This is a genomic window from Mesorhizobium sp. M1E.F.Ca.ET.045.02.1.1, assembly GCF_003952485.1.
Taxonomy (GTDB): Bacteria; Pseudomonadota; Alphaproteobacteria; order Rhizobiales; family Rhizobiaceae; genus Mesorhizobium.
Genome location: NZ_CP034447.1, coordinates 7301653 through 7327659 on the forward strand (window position 1 = coordinate 7301653; position 26007 = coordinate 7327659).

At 64.3% G+C, this 26007-nt stretch carries 23 protein-coding genes; 8 read left to right on the top strand and 15 right to left on the bottom strand.

The genetic code is table 11. The annotated features are described in order from the left end of the window. The first annotated feature begins 115 nt into the window (after positions 1-115). The 5 genes from ccoG to EJ070_RS35810 all read left to right on the top strand — a co-directional run bounded on the left by ccoG (position 116) and on the right by EJ070_RS35810 (position 5398). Complete coding sequence (gene ccoG, locus EJ070_RS35790; protein WP_126095564.1) at positions 116-1675, top strand: cytochrome c oxidase accessory protein CcoG; 1560 nt, start codon at positions 116-118, stop codon at positions 1673-1675. Beyond that, a complete protein-coding gene (locus EJ070_RS35795; RefSeq protein ID WP_126095565.1) occupies positions 1672-2187 on the top strand; it encodes a FixH family protein in 516 nt (171 codons plus the stop codon). The genes ccoG and EJ070_RS35795 overlap by 4 nt, the downstream gene beginning before the upstream one ends. Continuing rightward, positions 2184-4469: a cation-translocating P-type ATPase gene (locus EJ070_RS35800; protein ID WP_126095566.1), complete on the top strand. Its 2286-nt coding sequence runs from the start codon at positions 2184-2186 to the stop codon at positions 4467-4469. Before EJ070_RS35795 ends, EJ070_RS35800 begins: the two co-directional genes overlap by 4 nt. Then, positions 4466-4624 (top strand): cbb3-type cytochrome oxidase assembly protein CcoS, encoded by a 159-nt coding sequence (gene ccoS, locus EJ070_RS35805; RefSeq protein WP_126095567.1) that lies wholly within the window; start codon positions 4466-4468, stop codon positions 4622-4624. Before EJ070_RS35800 ends, ccoS begins: the two co-directional genes overlap by 4 nt. A gap of 72 nt (positions 4625-4696) precedes the next feature. Beyond that, a complete protein-coding gene (locus EJ070_RS35810) occupies positions 4697-5398 on the top strand; it encodes a CBS domain-containing protein (protein WP_348639578.1) in 702 nt (233 codons plus the stop codon). 98 nt (positions 5399-5496) lie between these two features. Here EJ070_RS35810 and EJ070_RS35815 read toward each other — a convergent pair whose 3' ends face one another. Together EJ070_RS35815 and EJ070_RS35820 are read right to left on the bottom strand one after the other, a co-directional pair. Then, entirely contained in the window at positions 5497-6045 is a 549-nt protein-coding gene (locus tag EJ070_RS35815) for a hypothetical protein (protein WP_126095568.1), read from the bottom strand. A gap of 64 nt (positions 6046-6109) precedes the next feature. After that, positions 6110-6919: a universal stress protein gene (locus EJ070_RS35820; RefSeq protein WP_126095569.1), complete on the bottom strand. Its 810-nt coding sequence runs from the start codon at positions 6917-6919 to the stop codon at positions 6110-6112. 226 nt (positions 6920-7145) lie between these two features. Here EJ070_RS35820 and EJ070_RS35825 point away from each other — a divergent pair, with 226 nt between their 5' ends. The 3 genes from EJ070_RS35825 (at position 7146) to hemA (ending at position 11079) form a co-directional block, all read left to right on the top strand. Beyond that, positions 7146-8675, top strand: coding sequence for a PAS domain S-box protein (locus EJ070_RS35825; protein ID WP_126096044.1), 1530 nt, complete (start codon positions 7146-7148; stop codon positions 8673-8675). Continuing rightward, a complete protein-coding gene (gene fixJ, locus EJ070_RS35830) occupies positions 8665-9276 on the top strand; it encodes a response regulator FixJ (RefSeq protein WP_126095570.1) in 612 nt (203 codons plus the stop codon). Before EJ070_RS35825 ends, fixJ begins: the two co-directional genes overlap by 11 nt. Positions 9277-9801: 525 nt before the next feature. Next, positions 9802-11079, top strand: coding sequence for a 5-aminolevulinate synthase (gene hemA / locus EJ070_RS35840; protein WP_126095572.1), 1278 nt, complete (start codon positions 9802-9804; stop codon positions 11077-11079). A 41-nt stretch (positions 11080-11120) separates the two neighbouring features. Here hemA and hypF read toward each other — a convergent pair whose 3' ends face one another. Genes hypF through hybE form a run of 13 tightly spaced genes read right to left on the bottom strand, consistent with a single transcriptional unit; the run spans position 11121 to position 26006 of the window. Continuing rightward, positions 11121-13460, bottom strand: coding sequence for a carbamoyltransferase HypF (hypF, locus tag EJ070_RS35845; protein ID WP_126095573.1), 2340 nt, complete (start codon positions 13458-13460; stop codon positions 11121-11123). 9 nt (positions 13461-13469) lie between these two features. Then, a complete protein-coding gene (locus tag EJ070_RS35850; RefSeq protein ID WP_126095574.1) occupies positions 13470-14921 on the bottom strand; it encodes a nickel-dependent hydrogenase large subunit in 1452 nt (483 codons plus the stop codon). Next, entirely contained in the window at positions 14918-15925 is a 1008-nt protein-coding gene (locus EJ070_RS35855) for a HupU protein (RefSeq protein WP_210211965.1), read from the bottom strand. Before EJ070_RS35855 ends, EJ070_RS35850 begins: the two co-directional genes overlap by 4 nt. A 10-nt stretch (positions 15926-15935) precedes the next feature. Further along, positions 15936-17300, bottom strand: coding sequence for an ATP-binding protein (locus EJ070_RS35860; protein WP_210211966.1), 1365 nt, complete (start codon positions 17298-17300; stop codon positions 15936-15938). 39 nt (positions 17301-17339) lie between these two features. After that, entirely contained in the window at positions 17340-18827 is a 1488-nt protein-coding gene (locus EJ070_RS35865; protein WP_126095576.1) for a sigma-54 dependent transcriptional regulator, read from the bottom strand. Beyond that, entirely contained in the window at positions 18824-20545 is a 1722-nt protein-coding gene (locus tag EJ070_RS35870; RefSeq protein ID WP_126095577.1) for a hydrogenase maturation protein, read from the bottom strand. Before EJ070_RS35870 ends, EJ070_RS35865 begins: the two co-directional genes overlap by 4 nt. A 1-nt stretch (position 20546) precedes the next feature. Then, positions 20547-21596: a hydrogenase expression/formation protein HypE gene (gene hypE / locus EJ070_RS35875; RefSeq protein WP_126095578.1), complete on the bottom strand. Its 1050-nt coding sequence runs from the start codon at positions 21594-21596 to the stop codon at positions 20547-20549. Next, positions 21593-22744, bottom strand: a complete 1152-nt coding sequence (hypD, locus tag EJ070_RS35880) for a hydrogenase formation protein HypD (protein WP_126095579.1) — start codon at positions 22742-22744, stop codon at positions 21593-21595. The genes hypE and hypD overlap by 4 nt, the downstream gene beginning before the upstream one ends. After that, entirely contained in the window at positions 22741-22986 is a 246-nt protein-coding gene (locus EJ070_RS35885) for a HypC/HybG/HupF family hydrogenase formation chaperone (protein ID WP_126095580.1), read from the bottom strand. The genes hypD and EJ070_RS35885 overlap by 4 nt, the downstream gene beginning before the upstream one ends. Further along, positions 22986-23903, bottom strand: a complete 918-nt coding sequence (hypB, locus tag EJ070_RS35890) for a hydrogenase nickel incorporation protein HypB (RefSeq protein ID WP_126095581.1) — start codon at positions 23901-23903, stop codon at positions 22986-22988. The genes EJ070_RS35885 and hypB overlap by 1 nt, the downstream gene beginning before the upstream one ends. Next, positions 23903-24244, bottom strand: coding sequence for a hydrogenase maturation nickel metallochaperone HypA (gene hypA, locus EJ070_RS35895; protein WP_126095582.1), 342 nt, complete (start codon positions 24242-24244; stop codon positions 23903-23905). Before hypA ends, hypB begins: the two co-directional genes overlap by 1 nt. Next, positions 24244-25446 carry a hypothetical protein gene (locus EJ070_RS35900; RefSeq protein WP_126095583.1) on the bottom strand — a complete coding sequence of 401 codons (1203 nt, stop codon included), beginning with the start codon at positions 25444-25446 and terminating at the stop codon, positions 24244-24246. The genes hypA and EJ070_RS35900 overlap by 1 nt, the downstream gene beginning before the upstream one ends. Further along, positions 25443-26006, bottom strand: a complete 564-nt coding sequence (gene hybE, locus EJ070_RS35905; protein WP_127299103.1) for a [NiFe]-hydrogenase assembly chaperone HybE — start codon at positions 26004-26006, stop codon at positions 25443-25445. Before hybE ends, EJ070_RS35900 begins: the two co-directional genes overlap by 4 nt. Position 26007: the final 1 nt, after the last annotated feature.

Here is a 26007-nt window from a genome sequence, read left to right on the forward strand (position 1 = left end):
GGCCTCGACTTGTTTTTGATGATTCAATTTGACCTGCATCAACGCGACGCGGCGTGAGCGATTGCAAGAGTGCCGGACAGAGGCGGCATCATTTCGCCGCGATTGGAGATTGGTCGTGCTGGATCAGACGCAGGTAGAACGGCTCGAGGCAGAAGCGGTCAACTCCGCCAAGACGCGACAGCCGCTGTACACGGCGCGCAAGAAGATTTTCCCTAAGCGTGCATCCGGCCGTTTCCGCCAGTTCAAATGGGTGGTGATGGCGATCACGCTCGGCATCTATTATCTGACGCCCTGGCTGCGCTGGGACCGCGGACCTTTCGCTCCCGACCAGGCCGTTCTCCTCGATCTGGCGAACCGTCGTTTCTATTTCTTCTTCATCGAGATCTGGCCGCAGGAATTCTACTACGTCGCCGGCCTTCTCATGATGGCGGGCGTCGGTCTTTTCCTGATCACATCCACGGTCGGGCGAGCCTGGTGCGGCTACACCTGCCCGCAAACCGTCTGGGTGGACCTGTTCCTCGTCGTGGAACGCGCGATCGAAGGCGACCGCAATGCGCGAATGAAGCTGGAGGCCGCTCCCTGGACGGCCCGCAAGCTCTTCCTGCGCACAATCAAGCATGCCACCTGGCTCATCATTGGAGCGGCCACCGGCGGCGCCTGGATCTTCTACTTCGCCGACGCGCCGACGCTGCTGCGTGAAGTGGTCACCGGCACGGCCGCGCCCGTCGCCTATGTCACGATCGCCGTCCTGACCGGCACCACCTATGTGTTCGGCGGACTGATGCGCGAGCAGGTCTGCACCTACATGTGCCCGTGGCCGCGCATCCAGGCGGCCATGCTCGACGAAAATTCGTTGACGGTGACATACAACGACTGGCGCGGCGAGCCGCGTTCGCGCCATGCCAAGAAGGCGGTGGCCGCCGGACAATCGGTCGGCGACTGCGTCGACTGCAACGCCTGCGTCGCCGTCTGCCCGATGGGCATCGACATCCGCGATGGCCAGCAGTTGGAGTGCATCACCTGCGCGCTCTGCATCGATGCCTGCGACGGCGTCATGGACAAGCTCGGCCGCGAGCGCGGGCTGATCTCCTACGCAACGCTGGCGGACTACAACGCCAACATGGCGCTGGCGACCGCCGGCGGCACCGGTCCGGTAAACCCGGCGCTTGTCAGGACGCCAAGCGGCAGCTTCGTCGACGGCCTGGCGCATTTCCATCTGGGCAAGATCTTCCGGTTGCGCACCTTCATCTACCTCGGCGCATGGTCGGCGATCGGGTTGGTGCTGGTCTATTCACTGCTGACGCGTGAGCGGCTGGAGCTGAATGTCCTGCACGACAGAAATCCGCAGTTCGTGACGCTTTCGGACGGCTCGATCCGGAACGGCTACACCGTCAAGCTGCTCAACATGGTCCCCGAGCCGAGGACGATCGAGGTTACCCTTGAAGGGCTCGACGACGCAGAAATGAGCATCGTCGGCATGGACCAGCCCGCGAGCCGCTCGTTTGCCACCCAGGTCGAACCCGATCGGCTGAAGATACTCAAGGTCTTTGTTCGTCAACCGGCGGACCAGATCAAAAAGCCGGTTCAACACTTCGAATTCCGCATCGAGGACAAGGCAAGTTCCGAATCCGCCGAATACACCGCCAGTTTCAACGCACCGGAGATCGGCAAATGAACACCCATGCACGAAAGCCGCGCGAGTTCACCGGCAGGCATATGCTGATCTCCATCCTTGCCTTCTTCGGGGTGGTGATCGGGGTCAATGTCACGATGGCCACACTCGCGCGCAAGAGCTGGACCGGGCTGGTCGTTGAGAACACCTATGTCGCCAGCCAGCAGTTCAACGAGGAAGCCAGGAAAGGAAGGGCGCAGGCAGCGCTCGGCTGGACGGGCAGGCTGACCATCGCCTCCGGCGACGTCCGCTACAGCCTTGTCGACGCCCAGGGCAAGCCGGTGCCGCTGCATGGCGTCAGGATGCTGTTCCGGCACCCGGCTTACGAAGCCGAGGACGAAGCCGTCACACTTGCCGCGGCGGCCGGCGGCACGCCTGCGAACACGCAGGAGTTTGCCGCCCGGCACACGCCGAAGGACGGCGTCTGGATCATCGAGATCGATGCCGACGCCGGATTGACGGCGCCGTTTCGCGATGTTCGCCGCATCATAATCTCGAAAGGAGCACTGCAATGAGCTGCTGCGCGCCGGGAGCCGAAATGGCCTTGGACGTCGTCAATGCAGCGTCCGCCTCGCCGTCGAGCGACGAGATCAAGCTCGCCAGCCGCTCTCTGGGCGGCGGCGTGCACCAGACCGAGCTGTCGGTACCGACAGTCCACTGCGGGGCTTGCATTCAGGCGATCGAGACCGCTCTCGCCAAGGTCGAGAACGTTGAGTCCGCCCGTGTCAATCTTTCGACCAAGCGCGTCTCGGTGCGCTGGCGTGGAGACAGCGTCCCGCCATTGTTCGCCGTGCTCGGCCGGCTCGGCTACCAGGCACATCTGTTCGACCCGGACATTCACGAGAAGGACAAAACCCTTTCGGAGTTGATCCGGGCCGTCGCGGTCGCAGGCTTCGCAGCCGGCAACATCATGCTGCTTTCGGTGTCGGTCTGGTCCGGAGCCGAAGGCGCGACGCGGGATCTGTTTCACTGGATATCCGCGCTGATCGCCATCCCGGCGCTCGCCTTCGCCGGCGGAATCTATTTCCGTTCCGCCGCGAACGCACTTCGCCATGGCCGGATGAACATGGATGTGCCGATCGCGGTGGGTGTGTCCCTGGCTTACGCGATGAGCCTCTATGAGACCATCAATCACGGCGAGCATGCCTATTTCGACGCCTCGGTGTCGCTGCTCTTTTTCCTGCTGATCGGCCGCACGCTGGATCATGTGATGCGGGAACGGGCACGCACGGCCGTCAACGGCCTGTCGAGACTCGCGGCACGGGGCTCGGTGGTGCTGCGGGAAGACAATACGCGCGAATACGTGCCCGTCGCCGAACTCATGCCAGGAATGCGCCTGCTTATCGCGGCCGGAGAAAGGATACCGGTCGACGGCGATATACTCAGCGGCAATTCCGACCTCGATTGCTCGCTCGTCTCCGGCGAAAGCACGCCCAAGGCCGTGGGTGCCGGGGCACATGTCCAGGCCGGAACGCTCAACCTCACCGGCCCGCTGACGATGCAGGCGACCGCCGCCGCGAAGGATTCCTTCCTGGCCGAAATGGTTCGGCTGATGGAGGCCGCCGAAGGCGGCCGCTCGCAATACAGAAGGATTGCCGACCGGGTGTCGGCACTCTACGCGCCGGTGGTTCATATCGCCGCCTTTGCGACGTTCATCGGCTGGATGGTGGCGTCCGGCGACTGGCACCGCGCCGTCACCATCGCCATCGCCGTGCTCATCATCACTTGCCCCTGCGCTCTCGGCCTTGCGGTGCCGATCGTTCAGGTCGTGGCGGCCCGGCGCCTGTTCGAAGCCGGGGTCATGGTCAAGGATGGCTCGGCCCTGGAGCGTCTCGCCGCGATCGATACGGCGGTGTTCGACAAGACCGGAACGCTGACTTTAGGACAGCCAAGGCTGGTCAACGCATCCGAGATCGATCCGACCATGCTCGCGATGGCCGCCGACATAGCGGCTCATTCGCGGCATCCGTTTTCAAAGGCTATTGCCGCCTATGCGGGCTTTGCCGGTCAGCCCAAGCTCGACTCGGTGCGAGAAGAACCCGGCTTCGGCGTCGAAGCGGCCGCTGGAGATGACATCTGGCGCCTCGGCCGACGCGGATGGGCCGGCTGGAAGGCCCGGACCGGCGGCGAAGGCAAGATCGGCGGCTATGGCGGCACGGTGCTTTCGAGGAATGGCAGCATCGTCGCATGCTTCGCTTTCGAGGATGCGGCTCGATCGGACGCCCAGGCGGCGATTCAGCAGCTGAAGGGCGCCGGCGTGTCGGTGGATATGCTGTCCGGCGATACCGAGAAAGCCTGCAGCCAGGTTGCCACCGCATTGGGAATTGAAAGTTTCGTGCCGGCGCTGCTGCCCTCGGGAAAGGTCGAGTGGATCGAGTCGCTGACCCGCGCGGGACACAAGGTGCTGATGGTGGGCGACGGCCTCAACGACACACCGGCGCTGCGAGCGGCACATGTCTCGATCGCCCCCGCGACCGCGGCCGATATCGGCCGCCAGGCCGCGGACTTCGTCTTCCTGCGCGAGAGCCTTCAGGCAGTTCCCCTTGCCGTCGATATCTCTCGGAAGGCCGGCCGGCTCATTCGCCAGAACATCGCCGTCGCGATCGTCTACAACGCCCTTGCCGTGCCGATCGCCATTCTCGGATATGTGACGCCGCTCATCGCGGCGATCGCCATGTCCGCCTCCTCGCTGATCGTGATCGGCAACGCGATGCGGCTTCAGGCTACGGTGAAAGCGGTGCCGGAAGTGCTTCGGACCCGGCGCCGCACGGACACCGTGGAAGCGACCCATCCATGACCACGCTTGTCTATCTCATTCCCGTGGCCCTGTTCTTGGGAGCGCTCGGTCTGTCCTGCTTCCTGTGGGCATTGCGAAGCGGCCAATACGAGGATCTCGACGGAGCCGCGGAGCGGATACTGATCGAGCCCGATGACCGGCCCGACAAAGGCTGACGATCAAACTGACGCAGATCAAAGCGCTGCCGTTCCCGGCGCTTCAAAAAGGGGCCTGATGGAGAGCAGGAAATGCCGATGCAAGCCCAGGCCATCATGACAACGCCGGTGATCTCAATCGATGCTTCGGCCTCGATCGCCAAAGCGGCCGATCTGATGCTGACCAGGAAAATCAGTTGTCTGCCGGTCACACGCGACGGCGCCATGGCCGGGATCATAAGCGAAGGCGACTTCCTGCGCCGTCAAGAGCTCGGCACCCAGCGTGTTCGTCCTCGCTGGCTGGAATTTCTGGCTGGCCCCGGCAAGGTCGCCGATGAATATGTCCACGCGAACGGACGCCGCGTAGGCGAGGTGATGACGACAGAAGTCGTCTCCGCGCCGCCAGGCACGTCGCTTGCCGAGATCGTCGAATTGATGGCTCGCCACGACATCAAGACTGTACCTATCGTCGAGGCCGGCAAAATCGTCGGCATCGTCACCCGCTCGGATTTGTTGCGGGCCCTGCTTCGGATCCTGCCCAAATCAAGCGCGGCGACCGCCGATGACGAGTTGATACGCAGGACCATTGTGGCCGAGCTGCAGCAGCAGTCCTGGAGCGGGGGCGACCTGATCGGCGTTACCGTCGACAAGGGCGTCGTCGAATTGAATGGCGCGATTTTCGACGAGCGTCAGCGAAAGGCCGCCATCGTTGCCGCCGAGAATGTCGCCGGCGTCAAGAAAGTTACGGACAAACTGTTCTGCGCTGGCCCTCTGTCGGTCGTGCTTGTCTCCTAGGGTGGCTCATAGTTTCACGGAAACGCAGAACCCCTCTATCTCCTTGTTTTCACGCAATTCCGGACGGAAAACCGTTACACACTTTTCCTGGAATTGCTCTAGATCGCCGCTGCGGCCAATAACGGTCGCAGCAACAACAGGGCGAATCCAAGAAGGGCCGCGCCGGCAACCTTGTCCGCCATGCTCCTGCCTCCGCGTAGCCGCTTGCCGAACAAAAGCCAGAGCGATCCCGTGGCTGCCGTCATCCCAAGGAGCACGATCCAGTAGGCGCCCAAAACGTGCGGCTTGGCATTCATCGGCACCATCGCCAGGCAGTAGATAAACGCCTTCGGATTGAGGGCGGTGGTTGCCAGCACCGAAAGGCTGTCGCCGCTTTCGGATACGTTGATCGGGTTGCTGGCCATCAAACGCAGGCCCAGAACCACAAGCCACCCGGCTGCGATCAGTTTGAGTATCTGGATGGCGTCAGCCGGCATCAATGGGCGTAACGAAAGCCAGAGCGCCGCCGCGATCCCGTATCCGCATGCTTGCGCGGCCAGGAGCGTAATCGCCCTCTTTCGCTTGACCGCCCCCGCCATCAGGAGAGCGTTGGTCGGCCCTGGCGCGGCAAAGAGCAGAAACGCTTCGAGAAGAAATAGACCGTTCAATCTGCCTGACCCCGTGGATGCGGATCCATCATCCGCAAAAGCTGCGCGAACGCCACCCGAAGCTTCAATAGGACATCAAGCGGTTGATGCCGGACTGCTGAATCAGCGTCCGCGTAACACCGCCGAAGGCCCATTCCCTCAGCCGGCTGTGGCCGTAGGCGCCCGTCACGATCAGGTCGGCATGGATCGAGCGCGCAAATGCCGTAAGGCTGTCGCCGTCCGCCTCGCCGGAGATCACTTCGGTTCGCGCCGTGATGCCGTGATGCTCCAGAAATACCGCGACGTCGGCGAGGCTGTTGCGAACTTCTTCTCCGGAGACGGGTTCCATCGTGGCGACGACCACTTCGTTGGCCCTGGCCAGGAACGGCAAGGAGTCGGACAAGGCCCTGCGGGCTTCCCTGCTGTCCTTCCAGGCGACAAGGACAGTCTTTCCCAAAAGGTGCTCGGCATTGCTCGCGGCGACCAGCACCGGGCGGCCAGCGCCGAGCACGAGGCTTCCGATATCGACGGCGCGAAAGACATCCTCCCCTCCATCACCGGTCACGATAAGGTCGGCCGAACGGGCGGCTATGCCGAGAACACGTGTCGGACCGCAGATGTACTGCGTCCATTCACTGCTTATCGAGGCCGGGACAAGCTTCTCGAAAATGTCGCGCAGTTCGGCAAGACGCTTCTCGATTTCGGTGCGAGCTATCTGCATGACCTCGCCTTCGTAGACCAGGCCTTCTCCCGTCGACACCAAGGGCGGAACGTCCGCGGCAGCGAGGCCGACGAGGTGAGCATCAAAGCGCTGCGCGAGTTCCGTTGCCAGCTTTATGATCGGCGCGGGGTTTGCATCAACGGCCAGATTGACGACTATCGTTTTGTAGGACATGCGGGCACCTTGCTCGATGCGGAAAGTCTGCGTCATTTTGCAGTGTGTTGGAGGTGCAGTGCCTTGATACCGATCAAAATCGCCGCAGCGACTGTTTGGCGGGTAAAAAGATGAGTGCTACATCATCGACCGCTGCTGTACTTCAATCCGGAGAATGCTCGTGAGCAAAAAGGGAGAAGCTTCACCCGAAGCCATCGCCGCGGCACTTCCGGTATCCGGCGATGAAATGGGGCGAGACTACCTGCCGGAACCTGAGCTTCTCGCGCTGATGTTCGAGCAGGCTCCTGGCTTCATGACCGTGCTCAGCGAGCCGGGCCACGTTTTCCAGTTGACCAATGCCGCTTATCAACGGCTGATCGGCCGGCGGCAGGTCATCGGCAAGTCGGTCAGCGAAGCCTTGCCCGAGCTCGAGGGCCAGGGGTTCTTCGAATTGCTCGACCGTGTCAGCGAAACCGGCGAGCCCTATGTCGGCCGCAATGCCAAAATCGTCCTGCGCAACCCTGAAACCGGCCTCGCGGAGGAGCGTATCCTCGACTTCGTCTACCAGCCCATCAGAGCCAAGGACGGCCGGATCACCGCGATCTTCGTTCAGGGCACGGATGTCAGCGACCTGTCGTTCGCCAACGCTGCATTGCAGTTGCGCGAGGATCACCTGCGTTCGATCCTGGCGACAGTGCCCGACGCGATGATCGTCATCGACGAACGCGGCCTTATCCAATCCTTCAGCACGGCGGCCGAGACGTTGTTCGGCTACAAGGCCAGCGAAGTCATCGGTCAAAACGTCAGGTTGCTGATGCCCTCGCCATACCGGAATGAGCATGACGCATATTTGCAGCGTTACCTGACGACGGGAGAGCGCCGCATCATCGGGCTGGGCCGCACGGTAACCGGAATGCGCAAGGACGGATCGACCTTTCCGATGGAACTCGCGGTCGGTGAAATGCATCCGGGAACGGGCCGCTTCTTCACCGGCTTCTGCCGCGACCTGACGGAACGCCATAAAACGGAAGCCAGGATGCAGGAACAGCAGCAGGAACTGCTTCACATGGCGCGGTTCACCGCGCTCGGCGAAATGGCCTCGACGCTGGCGCATGAGATAAACCAGCCGCTGACGGCCATCACGAACTATCTCAAAGGCAGCCGCCGCCTCCTCGAGAAGAGCAAGGACGACAATGCCGCCATGTTGCAGGAGGCTGTCGAGAAGGCTGCCGACCAGGCCTTGCGCGCCGGCGACGTCATCCGCCGTCTCAGGGATTTTGTCGCCAGGGGTGAAAGCGAGCATACGGTGGAACGTCTGCCAACGCTCATCGACGACGCCTCGTCGCTCGCCCTGGTTGGCGCCAAGGAAGCGGACGTGCGCGTCAGTTACGATCTCGATCCAGCGGCCGAGCTTGTATTGACCGACAGAATCCAGATCGAGCAGGTATTGCTGAACCTGATGAGAAACGCCGTGGAGGCCATGCACGGTGCGCCACGTCGGGAATTGCATGTCGCAACCAAAGCGCGGCGCGATGGCATGATGGAGGTTGGCGTCATCGACACCGGCCCGGGGCTGGCGCCAGAGGTTTCGGCGCAGCTCTTCCAGCCTTTCGTGACCACCAAGAAGCACGGGATGGGTGTCGGCCTGTCCATTTGTCGCACTATCGTCGAGTCCCACGGTGGTCATATCTGGGCAGAGTCGCCACCCGGCGGTGGCACCGCGTTTCGGTTCACGCTGCGCGCTGTAGAAAAGGAAGAGGTTGCCAGTGGCCAATGATGTCGTGCATGTCGTCGACGACGATGTCGATGTTCGCAAATCGCTGGGCTTCCTGCTCGCGACGGCCGACTTTGCCGTGCGCCTGCATGAATCGGCAACTGCGTTCCTGGCGACGGAACCGAAGGAGATCGACGGCTGCATCGTCACCGACGTGCGCATGCCCGGCATCGACGGCATCGAATTCCTGCGGCAACTGAAAGCCCGTGGCCTGAGCGTGCCCGTAATCGTGATGACGGGGCATGCCGATGTCGCCCTGGCCGTCCAGGCGATGAAGGAAGGCGCCTCCGACTTCATCGAGAAGCCGTTCGACGACGAGGTGCTCGTCGATGCAATTCGCTCTGCCCTGGACAACCGAAGTCAAGCGGTAGCCACGCACCCGCAATCGGCCGAGATCCGGAAGAACCTTGCCACCCTGTCAGAGCGGGAGCGCCAGGTGCTCGACGGGCTTGTCTCCGGGTTGCCGAACAAAACGATTGCCTATGATCTCGGGATCAGTCCACGCACGGTCGAAATCCATCGCGCCAACGTTATGAGCAAGATGGGCGCCGGCAGCCTTTCGCACCTGGTGCGCATGGCCCTGATCGCTGAACCCAAACCTTAGAGCAATTCCGGGAAAAGTGCGCAGCGGTTTTCCGTCCGGAATTGCCGCCTTAAGACAGGTTTCGAAGCGAAGCCGTCTTATCTTTTCGGAGGTCCCAGTCGCGCCAGTGGGTCGGCCGGATATCGACGCGCGCACCGGTAACGGCATCCCGCCACCCTTCCCGACCTCTTTCGCAAGGAAATACAAGCGCGTGCAAGCCATCCTCGTCCAGAACGGCTAGTTCGAGGCTACGGCCAAACGGAGCACTTGCTATTGGATTCCACATTTAGCCAACTTGGGCCGAAATGAAGTTCCGCGCTTTGACTTGAATCAGTTTTGGCCGGTTGGGTCGACCCCGCCCCCCGGCGACCGGCTTGCAATCTCCTTCAGCAGCCGAACGAGATCTCGTTTCGTGGCGTGCCGAACAGATCCGGCGCCGCGTAATTTGACATAGCTCAAAGCGGAGCCCTGCCCCGGTCCGTAGGTTGGCTCCAGCAGACCGAACCGTCGCAGCCTGCGGCGTCGCTTCCTGCAGAGGAGTTCAGCATGAATTACCAGCGGTTCTTCGAAGACGCGATCGACCAGCTCCATGCGGAGCGGCGCTACCGGGTTTTTGCCGACCTCGAACGCATCGTGGGCAAGTTCCCGCGCGCCATCTGGCGCTCGAACGGCCGCGCCCAGGAAATCACCGTCTGGTGCTCCAACGACTATCTCGGCATGGGCCAGAACGGCGATGTGATTACCGCCTTCCAGACCGCGGCCGGCAAGATGGGCTCGGGCGCCGGCGGCACCCGCAACATCTCCGGCACCTCCAACCCGCTGGTCGAGCTCGAGCATGAGCTGGCCGACCTGCACGACAAGGAAGCGGCGCTGGTCTTCACCTCCGGCTTCGTTTCCAACGAGGCCTCGATCTCGACCATTGCCAGGCTCCTGCCCAACTGCCTGATCATCTCGGACGAGTTGAACCATGCCTCGATGATCGAGGGCGTGCGGCGCTCGGGCGCCGAGAAGAAGATCTTCCGCCACAACGACGTCGCGCATCTGGAAAGCCTGCTGCAGGCGGCGGGCCGCGAGCGCGCCAAGCTGATCGTGTTCGAAAGCGTCTATTCGATGGACGGCGACATCGCGCCGATCCGGCAGATCGTCGAGCTCGCCGAGCGCTACAACGCCATGACCTATATCGACGAGGTGCATGCGGTGGGCATGTACGGGGCGCGCGGCGGCGGCATCACCGAGCGCGAGGGGCTGGCCGACCGCATCGACATCATCGAGGGCACCTTGGCCAAGGCCTTCGGCACGCTGGGCGGCTACATCGCCGGCGCCAGCGCCGTCATCGACGCCGTGCGCTCCTATGCGCCGGGCTTCATCTTCACCACCGCGCTGCCGCCGGCGATCGCGGCGGCGGCCACCACCTCGATCCGGCATCTGAAGCGCTCGCAGGCCGAGCGCGACGCGCAGCAGCGCCAGGCAGCCAGGACCAAGCAGGTGCTCGCCGCGGCCGGGCTGCCGGTGATGGAATCGGCCACCCACATCGTGCCGGTGCTGGTCGGCGATCCGGAGCTGTGCAAGATGGCCAGCGACCGCCTGCTCGGCGTCCACGGCATCTACATCCAGCCGATCAACTATCCGACGGTGCCGCGCGGCACCGAGCGGCTGCGCATCACGCCGACACCCTTCCATTCCGACGCGCTGATCGCCGAATTGCAGGACGCGCTGGTCGAGACCTGGGATGCGCTCGGCATTCCCTATGCCACCTCAGGCCGTCCCGTCCTCGCCAAGAGCGACCGCATCGTTCCTTTGCTGGTGAACCAATCAGGCGGGTAAGCCAATAAAGGCGCGGAACCCATCGTCGCCGAGCACCCCTCTTAGCCGAGGGCGGCCAAGCCTATCATCGCCTGGCCAAGCGCCAGCCCCCCGTCATTGGCCGGAACATCCGTATGGGCGAGTAGCTCGAACCCGGCCGCGGAGAGTTCCGAGAACACCCCTTCAAGCATGAGCCGGTTCTGGAAGACACCGCCGGAAAGCGCGATCGTGTCGACTTGGTTCTCGCGGGCCAATCGGCGCGTGGTTCTGGACACGACCGCGATCAAGGTCCGATGAAAACGCGCGGCGATCAGGCCGATCTCGACATCAGCAGCCATGTCGCGCAGCAACGCCTCCCAGAGACCTCGCCAGCGAATGATCGATCCATCGTCGGGAGGCAGCGCCCAGGCCTCGGCCTCCTCGATGAACGGGTTCGCGAGCGCCTCCAACTCCATGCCTGTTTGCCCTTCATAGGACTGCAGCTCGAAGCAGGTTCCCAGGATCGCCGCGCAAGCGTCGAACAGCCGTCCCGCGGAAGACGCAAGCGGGGCGTTGACGCCTCTTTCAATCATTTGCGCGACGATGCTCGGCCGCCTTTCGGCCAAAGCCTGTGCAAACGGCAGATTGCCGACGGGACCGGCAAGGAAATCTGGACCGAAGGCGGCATGGAGATGCGCGTAGGCATTGCGCCAGGGCTCGCGGCTCGCCTGGTCGCCGCCTGGCATCGCGATGGCATCGAAATGCGCCAGGCGTTTGTAGCGGCGATAGTCGCCGAGCAGGAACTCTCCGCCCCAGATCGTGCCGTCGTCACCGAAGCCGATGCCGTCGAGGACCACGCCCAGCAGCGGAGGAGCATCAAGGGCGCGACCGTGCCCCGCGATGCAGGAGGCAAGATGCGCATGGTGGTGCTGGACTTCGATGAGCCTCGCTCCGCACTCGCGAGCGAGTTCGATGCCAATCTGCCTCGATCGGTAGGCCGGATGCCGGTCGGTCACTACGAGGCCGGGTTTCGCATCGAAAAGGTTGTTGTAGAGGTCCAGGGCGCGGCGCCATGCCGCCTGGCTCTTCGGTTCGGCGAGATCGCCGAGATGCTGGGAGAGCAGCGCCTTGCCATTTCCGGCCAGGCAAAACGCGCCTTTCAGATCGCCACCCGTTGCAAGCACGCTATGCGGGCTCTCGAAACCAGACGGCAATGGCATGGGCGACGGTGCGAGGCCGCGGGCACGGCGCAGCACCGAAACACCATGCTGGTCACAACGCACGACGCTGTCGTCCAGCCGGTTGACGATCGCGCGGTCGTGCATCAGCCAATGGTCGGCGATGCCGTGAAGCTCCCGCCGCGCTTCGTTATTGTCCCTGCATTGCGGCTCGCCTGAATGGTTGGCCGAGGTCAACACGATCGGCCTGTCGAGCACCCTCATGAGAAGATGGTGCAGTGGCGTGTAGGGCAGCATGAAACCGAGCCGGTCGTGGTCGGGGGCGACGCCCGGTGCCACCGGGCACTTCGCGCGCCGGTGCAGCAGCACGATCGGCGCGGCAGGAGATGAGAGTTCGTCACGCTCTTCGTCCGAGATCAAGGCGAACTCGCGGATCTGCCGCAGATCGCGGCCCATTAGCGCAAACGGCTTCCCGTCGCGTTTCTTGCGGCTGCGCAGCCGCATGACCGCGTCGTCGTCGGTTGCAACGCAGGCGAGATGGAAGCCACCGATGCCTTTGACGGCGAGAATTCGCCCTGCCCTGATCAGAGCGGCGGCCTCGTCTATCACCCGTTCCGATCCACCGGCAAAGACGGACCCGTCCTCCGCTTCGAGCCAGATGCGCGGGCCGCAATTTGGGCAGGCAATCGGCTGGGCATGGAAGCGCCGCTCCGCAGGATTCTCGTACTCGGCCCGACATGCCTCACACATGACGAAACTTTTCATCGACGTCGAGGAGCGGTCGTACGGGATCGCTTCGATGATCGACAACCGCGGACCGCAATGCGTGCAGTTCGCAAAGGGATAGAAATAGCGGCGGTCACGCGGGTCGAGGATTTCGGCGAGGCATTCCGCACAGCATGCGGCGTCTGGAACGACGCCTGTCCGCACCGCTCCCCCTGCACTCGCGACAATGGTGAAGCCGTCGAGCGGCGGCAATCCTTCAAGGTCGGTGGTCTCGATAGCGTCGATGCGTGCCAAAGGCGGACATCCGTCGCAGAGCCTTTGCCTGAACGCCGCCAGCTCGGCATCGCTGCACCAGAGCGCGATCTCGACGCCCGCGGCGTCGTTGCGTACGTGGCCAGTAAGGCCCATGGCGGTGGCGACGCGCCAGACGGTGGGGCGGAAGCCGACACCCTGCACAAGGCCGGAAACCCGGATCAGGTGACCCTTTGCGGCTGGTGGTGCGGCCAGGAGCGTGTTCATGGCCGGGCTTCAGTGCACCGTGCAGACCATGCACGGATCGAACGAGCGCACGATGTGCTGGACTGCGAGAGGTTCGGTCTCACCGGCCAGCACGGGCGCTCCCTCCAGCGCCAGCTCCAACGGGCCCGGATTGCCGTTACGATCGCGTGGGGAGAAGTTCCAGGTCGTCGGCGCGATGATCTGGTAGTTGGCGATGCGGCCGTTGCGCACCTTCAGCCAGTGGCCAAGCGAGCCGCGCGCAGCTTCGGTCAGGCCCGTGCCCTCGCCATCGGCCGGCGTCGCGCCATGCTCGCAAAAGGCTTCGCCGGGCCTGAGATCACGGATCCAGCTCTCCATTGCCGTAACAACGAGAGCGACCTCCAGCACACGCGCCACAACCCGGGCATGCACATTGCCGCTGCCTGACCCGACCAGATCGCGGATCAGCGGGTGACCATTCACGAGTTGACGGGCAATCGCGCCCACTTCGACGGCCTCGCCGGCAAGACGCGGCGCCTTGCACCAAGTGTAGCCCTTCCCCGTGCCGTCGCCAGGCACGGTCTCTCCCGAGGTCGGCGGCAACGGGCGTTCGGCCGGCGCGTACCAGGCATTCTCTGTATCCTCGGTGATCAGCGACAGGTCGAGCGACGTCGGACAGCCGGCCTTCCAGAGGCCGCGGCGGAACAGATGGCCGGCTGCGGCATGATAGGCGCCGTAGCTCATGAAAAGGCTGCCGGCGCGGCCAAGCCTGTCCAGGCCGAGCGCCTCCGAAATGGCGAGGAAATGCCGAAAGTCGCCCTGGAGCGCCGGCTTCTCCTCGCGCCAGGAGGCGAGGTCATCGGCAGTAGACAGGTTCGCTACCCGTTCGAGCGCGTCGGCAAAAAGCGTGCGCTCCAGAAACCGGCGGAATGCCCCGACGATACCGGCCATGCGCGCCTGCTCGTTGGCCGTCACGGCCCGAGTCGAGCCGCCCGGTCGAATGCCGAGCGTATGCGGCCAATGGCCGGCCAAAATACCCATCATGTGCATCCATTGCGCCCTTGCCGGCAGCACCTCCTCGGCGGCAGTTCCCGAGAGAGCACGGAAGCGCGAAGCGGCCGCCTGGTGCCATGACTCGCCAGCATAGGCCTCGCGGGCGAAATCCGGCATGAAGAACAGGTAGAAATGCGTCAGGTGGTCGGCGACGTTTTCCGTCGCATGGATAAGGTCGATCGCGAGCCGGCCATTTGCCGCGACACCGAGCCCTTGCGCCTCGGCAAGCGCGCGTGCGGCGGCGATCGACTGCGAGACAGAGCAGATACCGCAGATGCGCGGCGCGTAGACGAGCGCATCTTGCGGCAACTTGCCCTGCAGGATCTGCTCGAAGCCACGATAAAGCGGCGAGACGACTTCGGCAGAGCGGACCCACCCGCCGCTCACATCGAGCTTGACCTCGAGGTCGCCCTCGACACGATTGAACGGTCCGACGACAAGTCGGCTCATGGTCGCCTCTTCTGCCTGTCGTGCGGCGGCACCGCCACGTGATCGGCGGTCGCATTGGTCTTCAGGCGTACAGGCGTCGCCGCCTTGGAGAGCGCCGCCAGCGCGACAAACCAGGCCTTGGGCATGTCGGTCGGAAGCCCGACCGGGATGCCGGAAACCTTCGGCGTCGCGGTGAAGGAATGGCCGGGCTCCTCGAAGCTGGGCGAGGTGCAGTTGATGCAGGGATAGCCGCCGTCGATGCAGGAGCCGGAGCCGTTCCAAGGCCGGATGTTGCAGTCGGCGCGCGCCTGCGTGCCCTTGCAGCCGAGATTCTCCATCATGCAGCCGAGATCGCACAGCCGCTCGGCGCTCGCCTTGAACTCATAGAATTCGTTGCGGGAGCAACCGTGATGGACGAGATGGTTCGTGTAGCTCACGGGACGTTCCCACTCGTCGACATGGCTCTCGTCGAACCGGCCAGCAGCGATCTGATGCAGCGTTTCGGTCAGCCAGTCCGGGTGAATGGGACAGCCGGCCACATTGATGACCGGCAGGCCCGATTTCGTCAGGAAGCCGTGGCCGAGCAACCCGCCAGGCTCCGTGCCGTCATAGGAGAGGCCGCAGGCCTCAACGTGATTGGCGCCAGCGGCCGTGATACCGCCGAAGGCCGCGCATGAGCCGACGGCGACCACATGGCCGGCGACAGCCGCAAGATCGCTGATCCAGTCCATCACCGGCCGGCCGGTCCCGGCCATCATGTGGAATCGGCCGGTGCCGTTCGGTCCGCGCATGACGGCGCCTTCGAGGCAGAGGATGTCCAGCGGAACCTCGCCCGATGTCACGCGCTCCATGATGGCGACGACGCTGCGCCCCGTCTCGACGCTTAACGAAGGATGCCACAGCACCTCGATACCGGCCGTGGCGAAGCTCGTGATGAGATCGGGGCCTTCGGCGCCGATCAGGGACAGCGTGCAGCCGCCGCAGCCGCCGGACTGAAGCCAGAGAAGGTTGAGCGGCCGCTTCATCATCGCCCCCTCAGCCTGGATTCGCCGGAAGGCGGACGGTGAACACGGCGCCGCCTTCGGGATGATTTGCCGCTGCCAGATCGCCGCCCTGTTCCTTCATCAGGCCGTAGCTCACATAGAGCCCCAGCCCCGTTCCCTGGCCGATCGGCTTGGTGGTGAAGAACGGCTCGAAGATCTGGTCCATATGCGTTTGCGGAATGCCGGTGCCGTTGTCGCGAACCTTGATGACGACATCTTCGCCTTCCCGGCGGCAGGAGATTTCGATCCGGGGCTCCGGTCGGTTCTGAAGGACATCCGCGGCGTTGTGGACGAGATTGACGATGACCTGATGCAGGTGCCCCTTGCGCGCGCAGGCATCGAGCTCATCCGGCATGTCGAAGACAACAACGGGTTTGACGCGCTCTGCCCTGACGACCCAGTCGACGGCGGTGCGAATGGTGCGGGTGACATCGAAAACCTCCAGCCCCTCGCGCTGGCTGCTGGAAAAGCGGCGCAGATCCTGAACGATTGCGCGCACACGCTCCGCGCCTTCGAGCGTGCCGTCGATCAGCGGCTTCATGTCGGCGGCGATCGAATCGATCTTCAGCTTTCGGCGCAGTTCCTCGAGCGCCTGCGGGTCGGCGCGGCCATGCGCGGCGTCGAGATAGGTTGCGATCGCGGCCCCGTAGCGCTTCAGGGCGTGCATGTTTCCGAAAACGAAGCTGATCGGGTTGTTGAGCTCATGGGCGACCCCAGCAACGACGCGGCCGAGCGCCGCCATCTTCTCGGAGACGACGAGCTGCTGCTGCGTCCTGGTCAGTCTCTGGTGCGCCAGATCGAGCTGGTGGTAGGCGCGGCGAAGCTCGCCGATCGGCCTTCCGACGATGACGATGCCGACGAGCCTGCCACGGTGGTCGAGCCGTGGCGAGCAGTTCAGCGCCAGCGGCGTCGCACCGCCATCCCGCTGGCGCATGTGCACTTCGAGATCGGAGATCGGCCGCGCCTCGCGGAAACAACCGGCGAACCGGACGGCAACGGCACCATCCTCGTCTTCGAACAGATCGAGGATCGCCGACCCCATCAGGGTCTTCTCGGCGATGCCCGACAACTGGACCATGGCCGGGTTGACCTGCTGGATGCGGCCCCTCACATCGCAGGCCACAAGCACGTCGGTCATCGAGCCCAGCACCGAATCGATGAATTGCTGCGCCTCCTCGAGGGCGGCGTGCTGACGCTCCAGCAGCGTCTGCGATTCGACCAAATCCTTGTAGACCGCGTCCATCTTGCGGATGACCTCGATCCAGGCCTCCTCACCGGCCGGCGCCAGGCCGAGCGCGGGCACTTCCGCCCTCATCGGCAAGGATTCGTGGAATTTCCCGGACGCGGGCTTTGCCATCTGTGGTTTCGGTACCCTTATGAGTTCCATGGGCGCGCCTCACCGGACGGAGCCGACTGCGCGCCGCGCCGGCAAGGGCTTCACATTCTCCAGCCCCAGCCGTTCGAGCTTGCCGCGCAATCCGACCCGCGACAATCCCAACTCCTCCGCCGCCTTCGACTTGTTCCAGCGATGGCGGATGAGTGTCTCGCGGATGATGCGCAGCTCCATCTCGTTGATGCGGTCGCGCAGCGTTCCGGCGAGCCCGGCAATGTCGTCTCCGTCTGCGTCCTCGACTTGCGGGACCGCCGTCAGGATGTGGCGGGATACGAGTTCGGCGCCGAGCTCCTGGCCTTCCCGGCCCATGACCAGCATATGCTGGATCTCGTTCTGCAACTCGCGCACGTTCCCAGGCCAGGAGTGATTCTTGAAACAGGCGATGGCTTCGGCGGAGATGCCCGGCACGTTCTTGCCGAGCTTGCGTCGTGCGCCCTCCAGGATCGCCGCCGAGAGGATTTCGATATCCATCGGCCGCTCGCGCAAGGCCGGCAACCTGATGACCGTGCCCGCGAGCCTGTAGAACAGATCGGCACGGAAACGCCCGTGGCGCACCTCGTCCTCGAGATCGCGGTTGGTCGCCGCCACGACCCGCACATCCACTTTGCGCGTCTTGCCGCTGCCGACCGGACGGATCTCGCCTTCCTGCAGGACGCGCAGCAATTTGACCTGAAAGGCCGGCGAAACCTCGCCGATCTCGTCGAGAAAGACGGTGCCGCCGCTGGCGCGCTCGAACAGGCCGATATGATCCTCCACAGCACCGGTGAAGGCGCCGCGCTTGTGGCCGAACAGCTCGCTTTCCAGAAGCTGGTCGGGCAGAGCGCCGCAATTTTCGACGACGAAGGGCTTGTTCCAACGCAGCGAGCCGTAGTGCAGCGCGCGGGCGGCGAGTTCCTTCCCGGTGCCGGAAGCGCCTATCAGGACGACCGGGATATCGAAGGGCGCGACCTGTTTCAGCGCGTCGCAGACCGTGTTTATCGGGCTCGAAGGGGAGCGGATGATGCCGTCGTCGAAGTTGTAATCTCGCCTGAGCGCACTGCGGCGGTCCGAAACGACCTTGGAGGCGGATGACGGCGCCATGCGCATCTCGACGGCCAGAAGCTCGTTCTCGCGCTGCAGGACATAGAGTTTGACCGCGTTCTTCAGCGTCAGGATCAGGTTTTCAGGATGCCAGGGCTTGGTGATGTACTGGTAGATGCCGGCCTCGTTGATGCCGTCGATGATGTCGTGGGCGTCGGTGTAGCCGGAGATGATCATACGCACGACGTCGGGCCAGCGGGTGCGTACCTGCTTGAGGAATTCGATTCCCGATGTTCCGGGCATGCGCTGGTCGCAAAGGATCAACTGGATCCATTCGCTCTCCAGCATCGACGTCGCCGTCTTGATGTCGCTTGCGACATGGACATCGAAATCCTCGCCGAGAATGCGGCGCAGCGACTCCAGCGACCGCACCTCGTCGTCGACGATCAGTATGGGGGGAAGCTCAGTCACGACGCCCTCCTCCTGCCCGGTGCGCCGGAGGCCCAGGCGAGGTCGCGGTGGCGGGCGATGGTGACCGGCGTGCGGGATTTCGGCACCTTGTGCACGAAATTGTGCCGGGCAACGTGATAGCTCGGATCGAACCCGTAGAAGTTTCGGCGCATCCTGGCCAACTCCTCCTCACGATACTCAGAGAGCGGCTTTGCCGCCTCGTCGGCGGCCCGGCGTGCCTGCTTTTCGGCAAGCAACCGTGGGAAGTCGGGCCTGTCCGCCAGCCCGGCTGCGAGCGCCTTGACCTCGGCTGCGAACCGATCGCGCGGGCCGGGCAGAATACGGTCGGCGAGCCCGAGGCTCAGTCCCTCGCGCGTGCCCATCGGCAAGCGGGCGGCTGCGATCCTGCGGGCATTGTCGGCACCGCAATGGCGCGGCAGCAGGTAGGTCCAGAATTCCGAGCCGTAGAGGTTGCCCATGTCCTTGTAGTGCGGGTTGAGGATCACGCCCGAGCGCAGCCAGACATGATCCGCACCGCGCGCCAGGAAGACGCCGCCCGCGCCGGCATTGCCGCCGAGCGCCGAGACGGTCACGTGGCTCGTCGTGCTGATGATCGCCTCGGACAGGTCGTCGATGGCGCAGATATTGGCATAGGACTCGTCCGCCGGGCTCACCGCCGCCTCGATCCGGTTGAGGTCCAGACCGTTCGACCAGAACTCGGGCCCGCCGCAGAGCACGATCACCTTCGTCGGCCGTTCAGCCGCCTTATGGTAGGCATCGAGCAGCCGCCCGCAGGCGTCGGTGCCCATCGCGCCGTTGTAGAACGGGAAATGCAGGAATCCGACAGCACCCTGCTCCTCATAGGCAATGTCCTGATAGCCGCCGCCGGAATTCAGGGGCCGCTCCGGCAATTGCTCAGCCTCGGGCGCGAAAGCCAGGGTCGCCGGCAGCTTGAACGGATTGGCCGAACCTGGACGGCGCACATGGCCGATCCATACCGCGCCATCGACCGTGGCGCGGGCAATCGCGGGGCCGCTTCTGGCGATCGCGGCACCCGGCGCCGCGACAGGCAACCCGAACGCCTGCCTGGCGTCGAAAAGAAAGGCCGGCTCCCCGAAAAGCTCATCGCGGACGCCTGGCACTCCGTCGGCCGCTGCAATCTTGCCGATGACGGTTTCCGTCGTATCGCGCATCCAGTCGATCTGCCGGTCAGCCTGCCTGATCGCGTCCCGCCAGCACCCGCGATGCGGGACCGCAAGCTCGTCCGCCGGCACGGGCTTCACCCCCGTCCGCAAACGCTCCACTGCTTCCAGCACCGCCGTGACCGCCGCCTCCGTCGCCTCGTTGCGGTAAAGGCTCGATTTCGTTGCCCGGCGCATCGGAAAGGCGGCGCTCGCCCAGACCGGCCCGGCGTCCATCTCCTTCACCGCCTCGAGAACCGTCACGCCCCATTCCGTCTCGCCATTCGTCATTGCCCAGTCGAGCGCCGACGGTCCGCGGTCGCCGACGATACCGGGGTGCACGATCACGCAGGTGCGGTTCTCGTAGACCCGAGCGGGGATCGCACGCTTCAGGTAAGGCGCAACGACGAGGTCGGGCTCGAAAAGCTCGACCGCCTCGATCGTGCGGGCATCGTTGACGTCGATCTCGATCGAGACCTCATGGCCTTGCTCGCCAAGTTCGACGAAGAGCCTCTGGCTCAGTGCATTGAAGGCGGTGACGAGGAGCAAGATTCGCATCTCAGCAGATCCTGGGAAGCTGTTCGCCGGCTATCCAGTCGACAACGCGCATGCCGCCGAGCCGGGTGCGCATGGTGACCAGCGCGTGCTCGTCCGCGACGACCTCGCCAATGAGCGCCGCGTCGAGGCCTTTCGGATGGCTGCGCATGGCGGCAAGCAGGGTTGCGGCGTCGTCCGCCCCGCAAATCGCAATCAGCTTGCCTTCGTTGGCGACATTGAGCGGATCGAGGCCGAGCAGCTCGCAGGCCGCCGCGACTTCCGGGTTCACTGGCACGGCCGTTTCCCTGATCACCATGCCGACCTTCGACTGGTGCGCGATCTCGTTGAGCGTGGCCGACAGGCCGCCCCGGGTCGGATCGCGCAGCACGCGGATGCCGGGCACCGCCGCAAGCATCGCGGCAACCAGATCGTTGAGCGGCTGCGTATCGGACAGGATCTCGGTTTCGAAATCTAGATGCTCGCGTTTGGAAAGTATCGCGATGCCATGATCGCCCATCGTGCCCGAGACGATGATCGCGTCGCCCGGCCGCGCGTTGCCTCCGCCGATATCGGTTGCCTCGGAGAGAACGCCGACACCGGTCGTCGAGATGAACACGCCGTCGCCCTTGCCCTTTTCCACAACCTTGGTGTCGCCGGTGACCACCGGGACACCCGCCTGGCGCGCGGCCAGCGCCATGGAGACGACGATCCTCTCCAGATCCGCGAGGGGAAACCCTTCCTCAATGATGAAGGAAGCGGAGAGCCAGAGCGGCCTGGCGCCCATCATGGCGACGTCGTTGACGGTGCCGTGAACGGAGAGCGCGCCGATGTCGCCACCCGGGAAGAACAGCGGTGAAATGACGTGGCTGTCTGCCGCCATCACCAGTCGGCCGGAGACGCTGCCCAGAAGCGCGCCGTCATTGCCTTGCGCCAGATAGTCGTTGGCGAGATGCTTATGGAACACATCGCGGATGAGATCGGCCATCGCGCGCCCGCCCGCGCCATGCGTCATGTCGACCGAGCCGCGTGCGTTCGATGCGTTTGCGGCGAGCCTGAGATCAGCCGCCGTCATTCCGCCGCCTCCAGCTTGGAAGGCTGCTGGTCACGGAAGCGGCCGTAGGTCCAGTAGGCCGCGCAGGCGCCTTCGGACGACACCATGCAGGAGCCGACCGGGCTCTGCGGGGTGCAGACGGTGCCGAACAGCTTGCAGTCGGTCGGTTTCTTGACGCCGCGCAGGATCGACGGGCATTCGCACGACTTCACCTCGCGCGAAGCCTTGACCGACAGTTCGAACTGCTTCTCGGCATCGAATTTCGCGAAGCGGTCGCGGATCCGCAGCGCACTGTAGGGCACGGTGCCGAGACCGCGCCAGTCGAAGCTCTTGCGCAGCTCGAAAACCTCGCTCACCAGCGTCTGCGCCTTGACATTGCCCTCCTCGGTGACGACGCGGGTATATTCGTTCTCGACCTCGCATCGTCCGTCATTGACCTGGCGGATCAGCATCAAGACCGACTGCATCACGTCGAGCGGCTCGAAGCCGGCGATGACGACCGGCTTCTGGAACTCTTCGGCGAAGAATTCATAGGGCTGCGAACCGATCACGGAAGAGACGTGCGAGGGTCCGAGAAAACCGTCGATCTTGACGATGCCAAGGTCCCGCACCTCCGGTGACTCAAGGATGTGGCTGATCGCCGACGGGGTCAGCACATGGTTGCAGAAAACGCTGAAATTCCCGAGTTTCTCGGCCTCGGCCGTCTTAAGCGCGACAGCGGTCGGCGGCGTCGTGGTCTCGAAGCCGATGGCGAAGAAGACGACCTGCCGGTCCGGATTCTCGCGTGCGATCCTGAGCGCGTCGGCGGTCGAATAGACCATGCGCACATCGGCACCGTCAGCCTTTGCCCGGATAAGGCTCCGCTGCTTGGTGCCCGGCACGCGCATCATGTCGCCATAGGTGCAGAGGATCACGCCATACCGTTCCGCAAGCTCGACCGCGTCGTCGAGCCGCGCGACCGGCAGCACGCAGACCGGGCAACCGGGACCGTGCACGAAATGCACGTTCTCCGGCATCAGGTCCTGCACGCCGTAGCGGAAGATCGCGTGCGTGTGGCCGCCGCAGAACTCCATGAAGTGGTAGCTTCTGTCCGGATCGGCCTCGGCCGCGATCGCAGCGGCAACGGTGCGCGCGAGGTCCCGGTCGCGATATTCGTCGACATATTTCATGCCGAAATCTCCTCCAGTTCCTCCCTAAGCACACCGGCTTCCGCCATCATCCCCAGCGTGCGCTCCGCCTCCTCGACACTCACCTTGTGCAGCGCATAGCCGACATGGACGAGCACGAAGTCGCCGATCGCCACGTCCTCGACAAGCGCGAGAGAGATGCGCTTCCTCACCGTGTCGAAGGCGACGACCGCCACGTCATTGTCCAGGAGTTCCACCACGCGGGCGGGTATGGCGAGGCACATCAGGCGGCTCCCTTGAGTTCGGCCTGAAGTTCACCGGCAAGCGGATGGCCGGCCAGCGCCATCGCGCGGGCGGCGAATATCCATGCCGTCCAGTCGGCCATTCCTTCACCGGTCCGTGCCGAAAGCTGCAGGACCTTGATCTTCGGATTGACCTTGCGCGCGTTGGCGATGCAGGCTTCGGGATCGAAGTCGAGATGCGGCAGAAGATCCGTCTTGTTGAGAATCATCAGGTCTGCCGCGTGGAACATGTCGGGATATTTGAGCGGCTTGTCCTCGCCTTCGGTGACCGAGAGGATCACCACCTTATGCGCCTCGCCGAGATCGAAGCCGGCCGGGCAGACGAGATTGCCGACATTCTCGATGAAGAGCAGCGAACCGTCGGCGATGTCGAGGTGCTCGACGGCATGGCCCACCATGTGCGCGTCGAGATGGCAGCCCTTGCCGGTGTTGATCTGGATCGCCGGAGCGCCCGAGGCGCGGATGCGCTCGGCATCGTTCGAGGTCTGCTGATCGCCCTCGATGACGGCGGCCGGAAGCTTGCCTTTCAGCGCCTCGACCGTGCGGCAGAGCAGCGTCGTCTTGCCCGAGCCGGGGCTCGACACAAGGTTGAGCGCGAGCACGCCGCGCGCAGCGAAGAGCTTGCGATTGTCGGCGGCATATCGGTTGTTCTTGGACAGAATGTCCATTTCGAGCTGGACCAGCCGCGCCTGGCTCATGCCGGGCGCATGGACGCCGGCGGAGCCTGAACCATAATCGTGCACATGATCGTCGTGGTGATGATGATCGTGGCCGTGATCATGACCGGCATGATCGTGGTCATGCCCGTGACTGCGATGGCCGTCTTCGTGGTGATGATGATGGCCGGCCTTGCCTTCGATCCGCACCTCGCCTTCGCCGCATCCGCAAACGCTGCACATCAGCTCACCTCCAATTCCTTGATCCTCATCTCCTCACCTCCGGTCACCTGCAACTGATGGCTGCCGCAAACCGGGCACGGGTCGTAGCGCTGGGCGATTGCGACGCTGCGGCCGCAGGGCATGCACCATGCGCGCGCCTCCGTCTCCAGAATGTCGAGCCTCGCGCTCTCGGCGAGCGACCCGCGCATGACCACGTCGAAGCCGAATTTCAACGCCTCGACCTCGACGCCGGCGAGCCGTCCGATCTCCAGGCAGACGCGATCGACCCTGGCGAAGCTCTGCCTTGCGGCTTCTTCCTCGAGGATGCCGCGGATGCTTTCGCAGATCGCCATCTCGTGCATCAGTGGAACCTCACCTCGTAGCCGACACAGGGGTCGATGGCGCGCACGAGAAGGTCGGCCTGCAGCGCGAGTTCCGCGCGGCTCGGCGCAGCGAGCGCCGCAAGCGAGCGTTCCGCGATCCCGCTTTCGCCGAAATGGCTGCTTGTCGGAGCATCGACCGCGTAGCCGACCACACGCCCCTCGCGAAGCACGACACGGTGCTCGAGGCGGCCCCGCGCGGCTTCGGCATAGCCGATGCCGGAGAAGGCGTTCGGCTCATCGTGTGCAGGGAGGAGATGTCGGCGGGCGGACGAGGAACTGTGCCAGGCTTCCGTATTTTCGCTCCCGCCCATCCGGTCCTTCGGGGCACCTTCTCCCCGCAAACCACTGGAATGGATCCCGCTCATCCGCAGCATCGCAAGGCCCGCGGCGATCTCGCCGGGAAGCTTTGCCGCCTCGACGAACCGCGCCATCAGGCGCGCGCCAAGTCCTCCTTCGCCCTCCGCCGAGAGGAAGGCTCCCACGAGCGGCTCGCCGGCCTGCCGGGCGAGGCAAGTCGTGTCCGCGAGCGCCAGCAATTTTTCGCCTCCCCCTTTTGCTTTCGGGCAGCCTATCATGGCCCAGTCCCTTGCCAAGATCGGGTAGGCAAGCCGCGCGGCGGCGGTGCTCCCTTCCGAGGCCCAGGCGGCGAAAGCGGCCGGGTCCATTTCGGAAAGGCGCTCTTCCGCATGGACCATGGCGCACGTCAATTCGGCGGCTTCCGCGGCGATGCGATCGGCATCGGTACCCGGCATTCCGGCCCGCGCACCGGGTGCGAAGGGGTCGCCATCGGGAAACAGCGCTTTTCTCAGCCGCACAGGCAGCGTCATGGCGCGGCGCAGAAGCGCCACCTCAGGCGTGGCATCCGTGAGGTGCTGAACGTCGAGGCTGATCCTGACGAGATGCTCGCGCAGCGTTTCGGCAAACACGACGAGCCGTCGCGCCGTCTGCGTGCGCGGCTCGGTCTCGATGCCCATCGCCGCTTCCGCGGCTTCCACGCCGGCCGCCGCTTGCGCCATGCCGCAAACGCTGAAAAGCGATGCGATCACCCTTATGGCTTCCGTGGCCGATCTCCCCTTCACGATAGGGCCGAGGGCGACGGCGCGCGCCGGCTGGACGCGCGCCTGGAGAACCGCGCCGCCGTCGCAGAAGAGGTCGATCGCGACCCGCCCGTCGAGGCTCATTGCTGGGCGTCCTCGTCGTGAAGCCCGAACAGGGCGCGGCGGGTCAACGGTAGAGGCTTTGCAGTGACCGGGGCGGCGTCTTCATCCGGCGCGGCATCGGGGTCCGGCAAGCGGCCCTCCCAGAGGCGGACCATGTCGACGTCTTCATCGTCTTCCGCTTCGCCCCTGAAAAGCTCGGCAAGCACCTGCCGCGCGGTCTCTTCCGCGCTTTCCTGATCGGCGAATTCGAAGACCGGCGAGAACAGCGAACAGGCGAGGTAGGCGCCGAGCTCTTCCTCATGGGCATGGATGAATTCGAACCTGCCTGCCGGGAATGCGACCTGCTCCTTCGCGCCGGGTCGCAGGCGCGTACGCGCCTCGACGCCCGCGGCAGGCAACAGGACGAGATTCATGAACCAGGGCGTGATCAGGACCGCAAGCCACTCGCCCTGCCACATCCGCACGCCCAGCGCCCGGACGGACAACGCGGGATTGAGGATAGGGATGCCCTCCATGGATGTCCGCTCCACCCGTTGAAAGACGGACTCTAGGCAGCGGACGACGGCAAGCGATTGATCCACG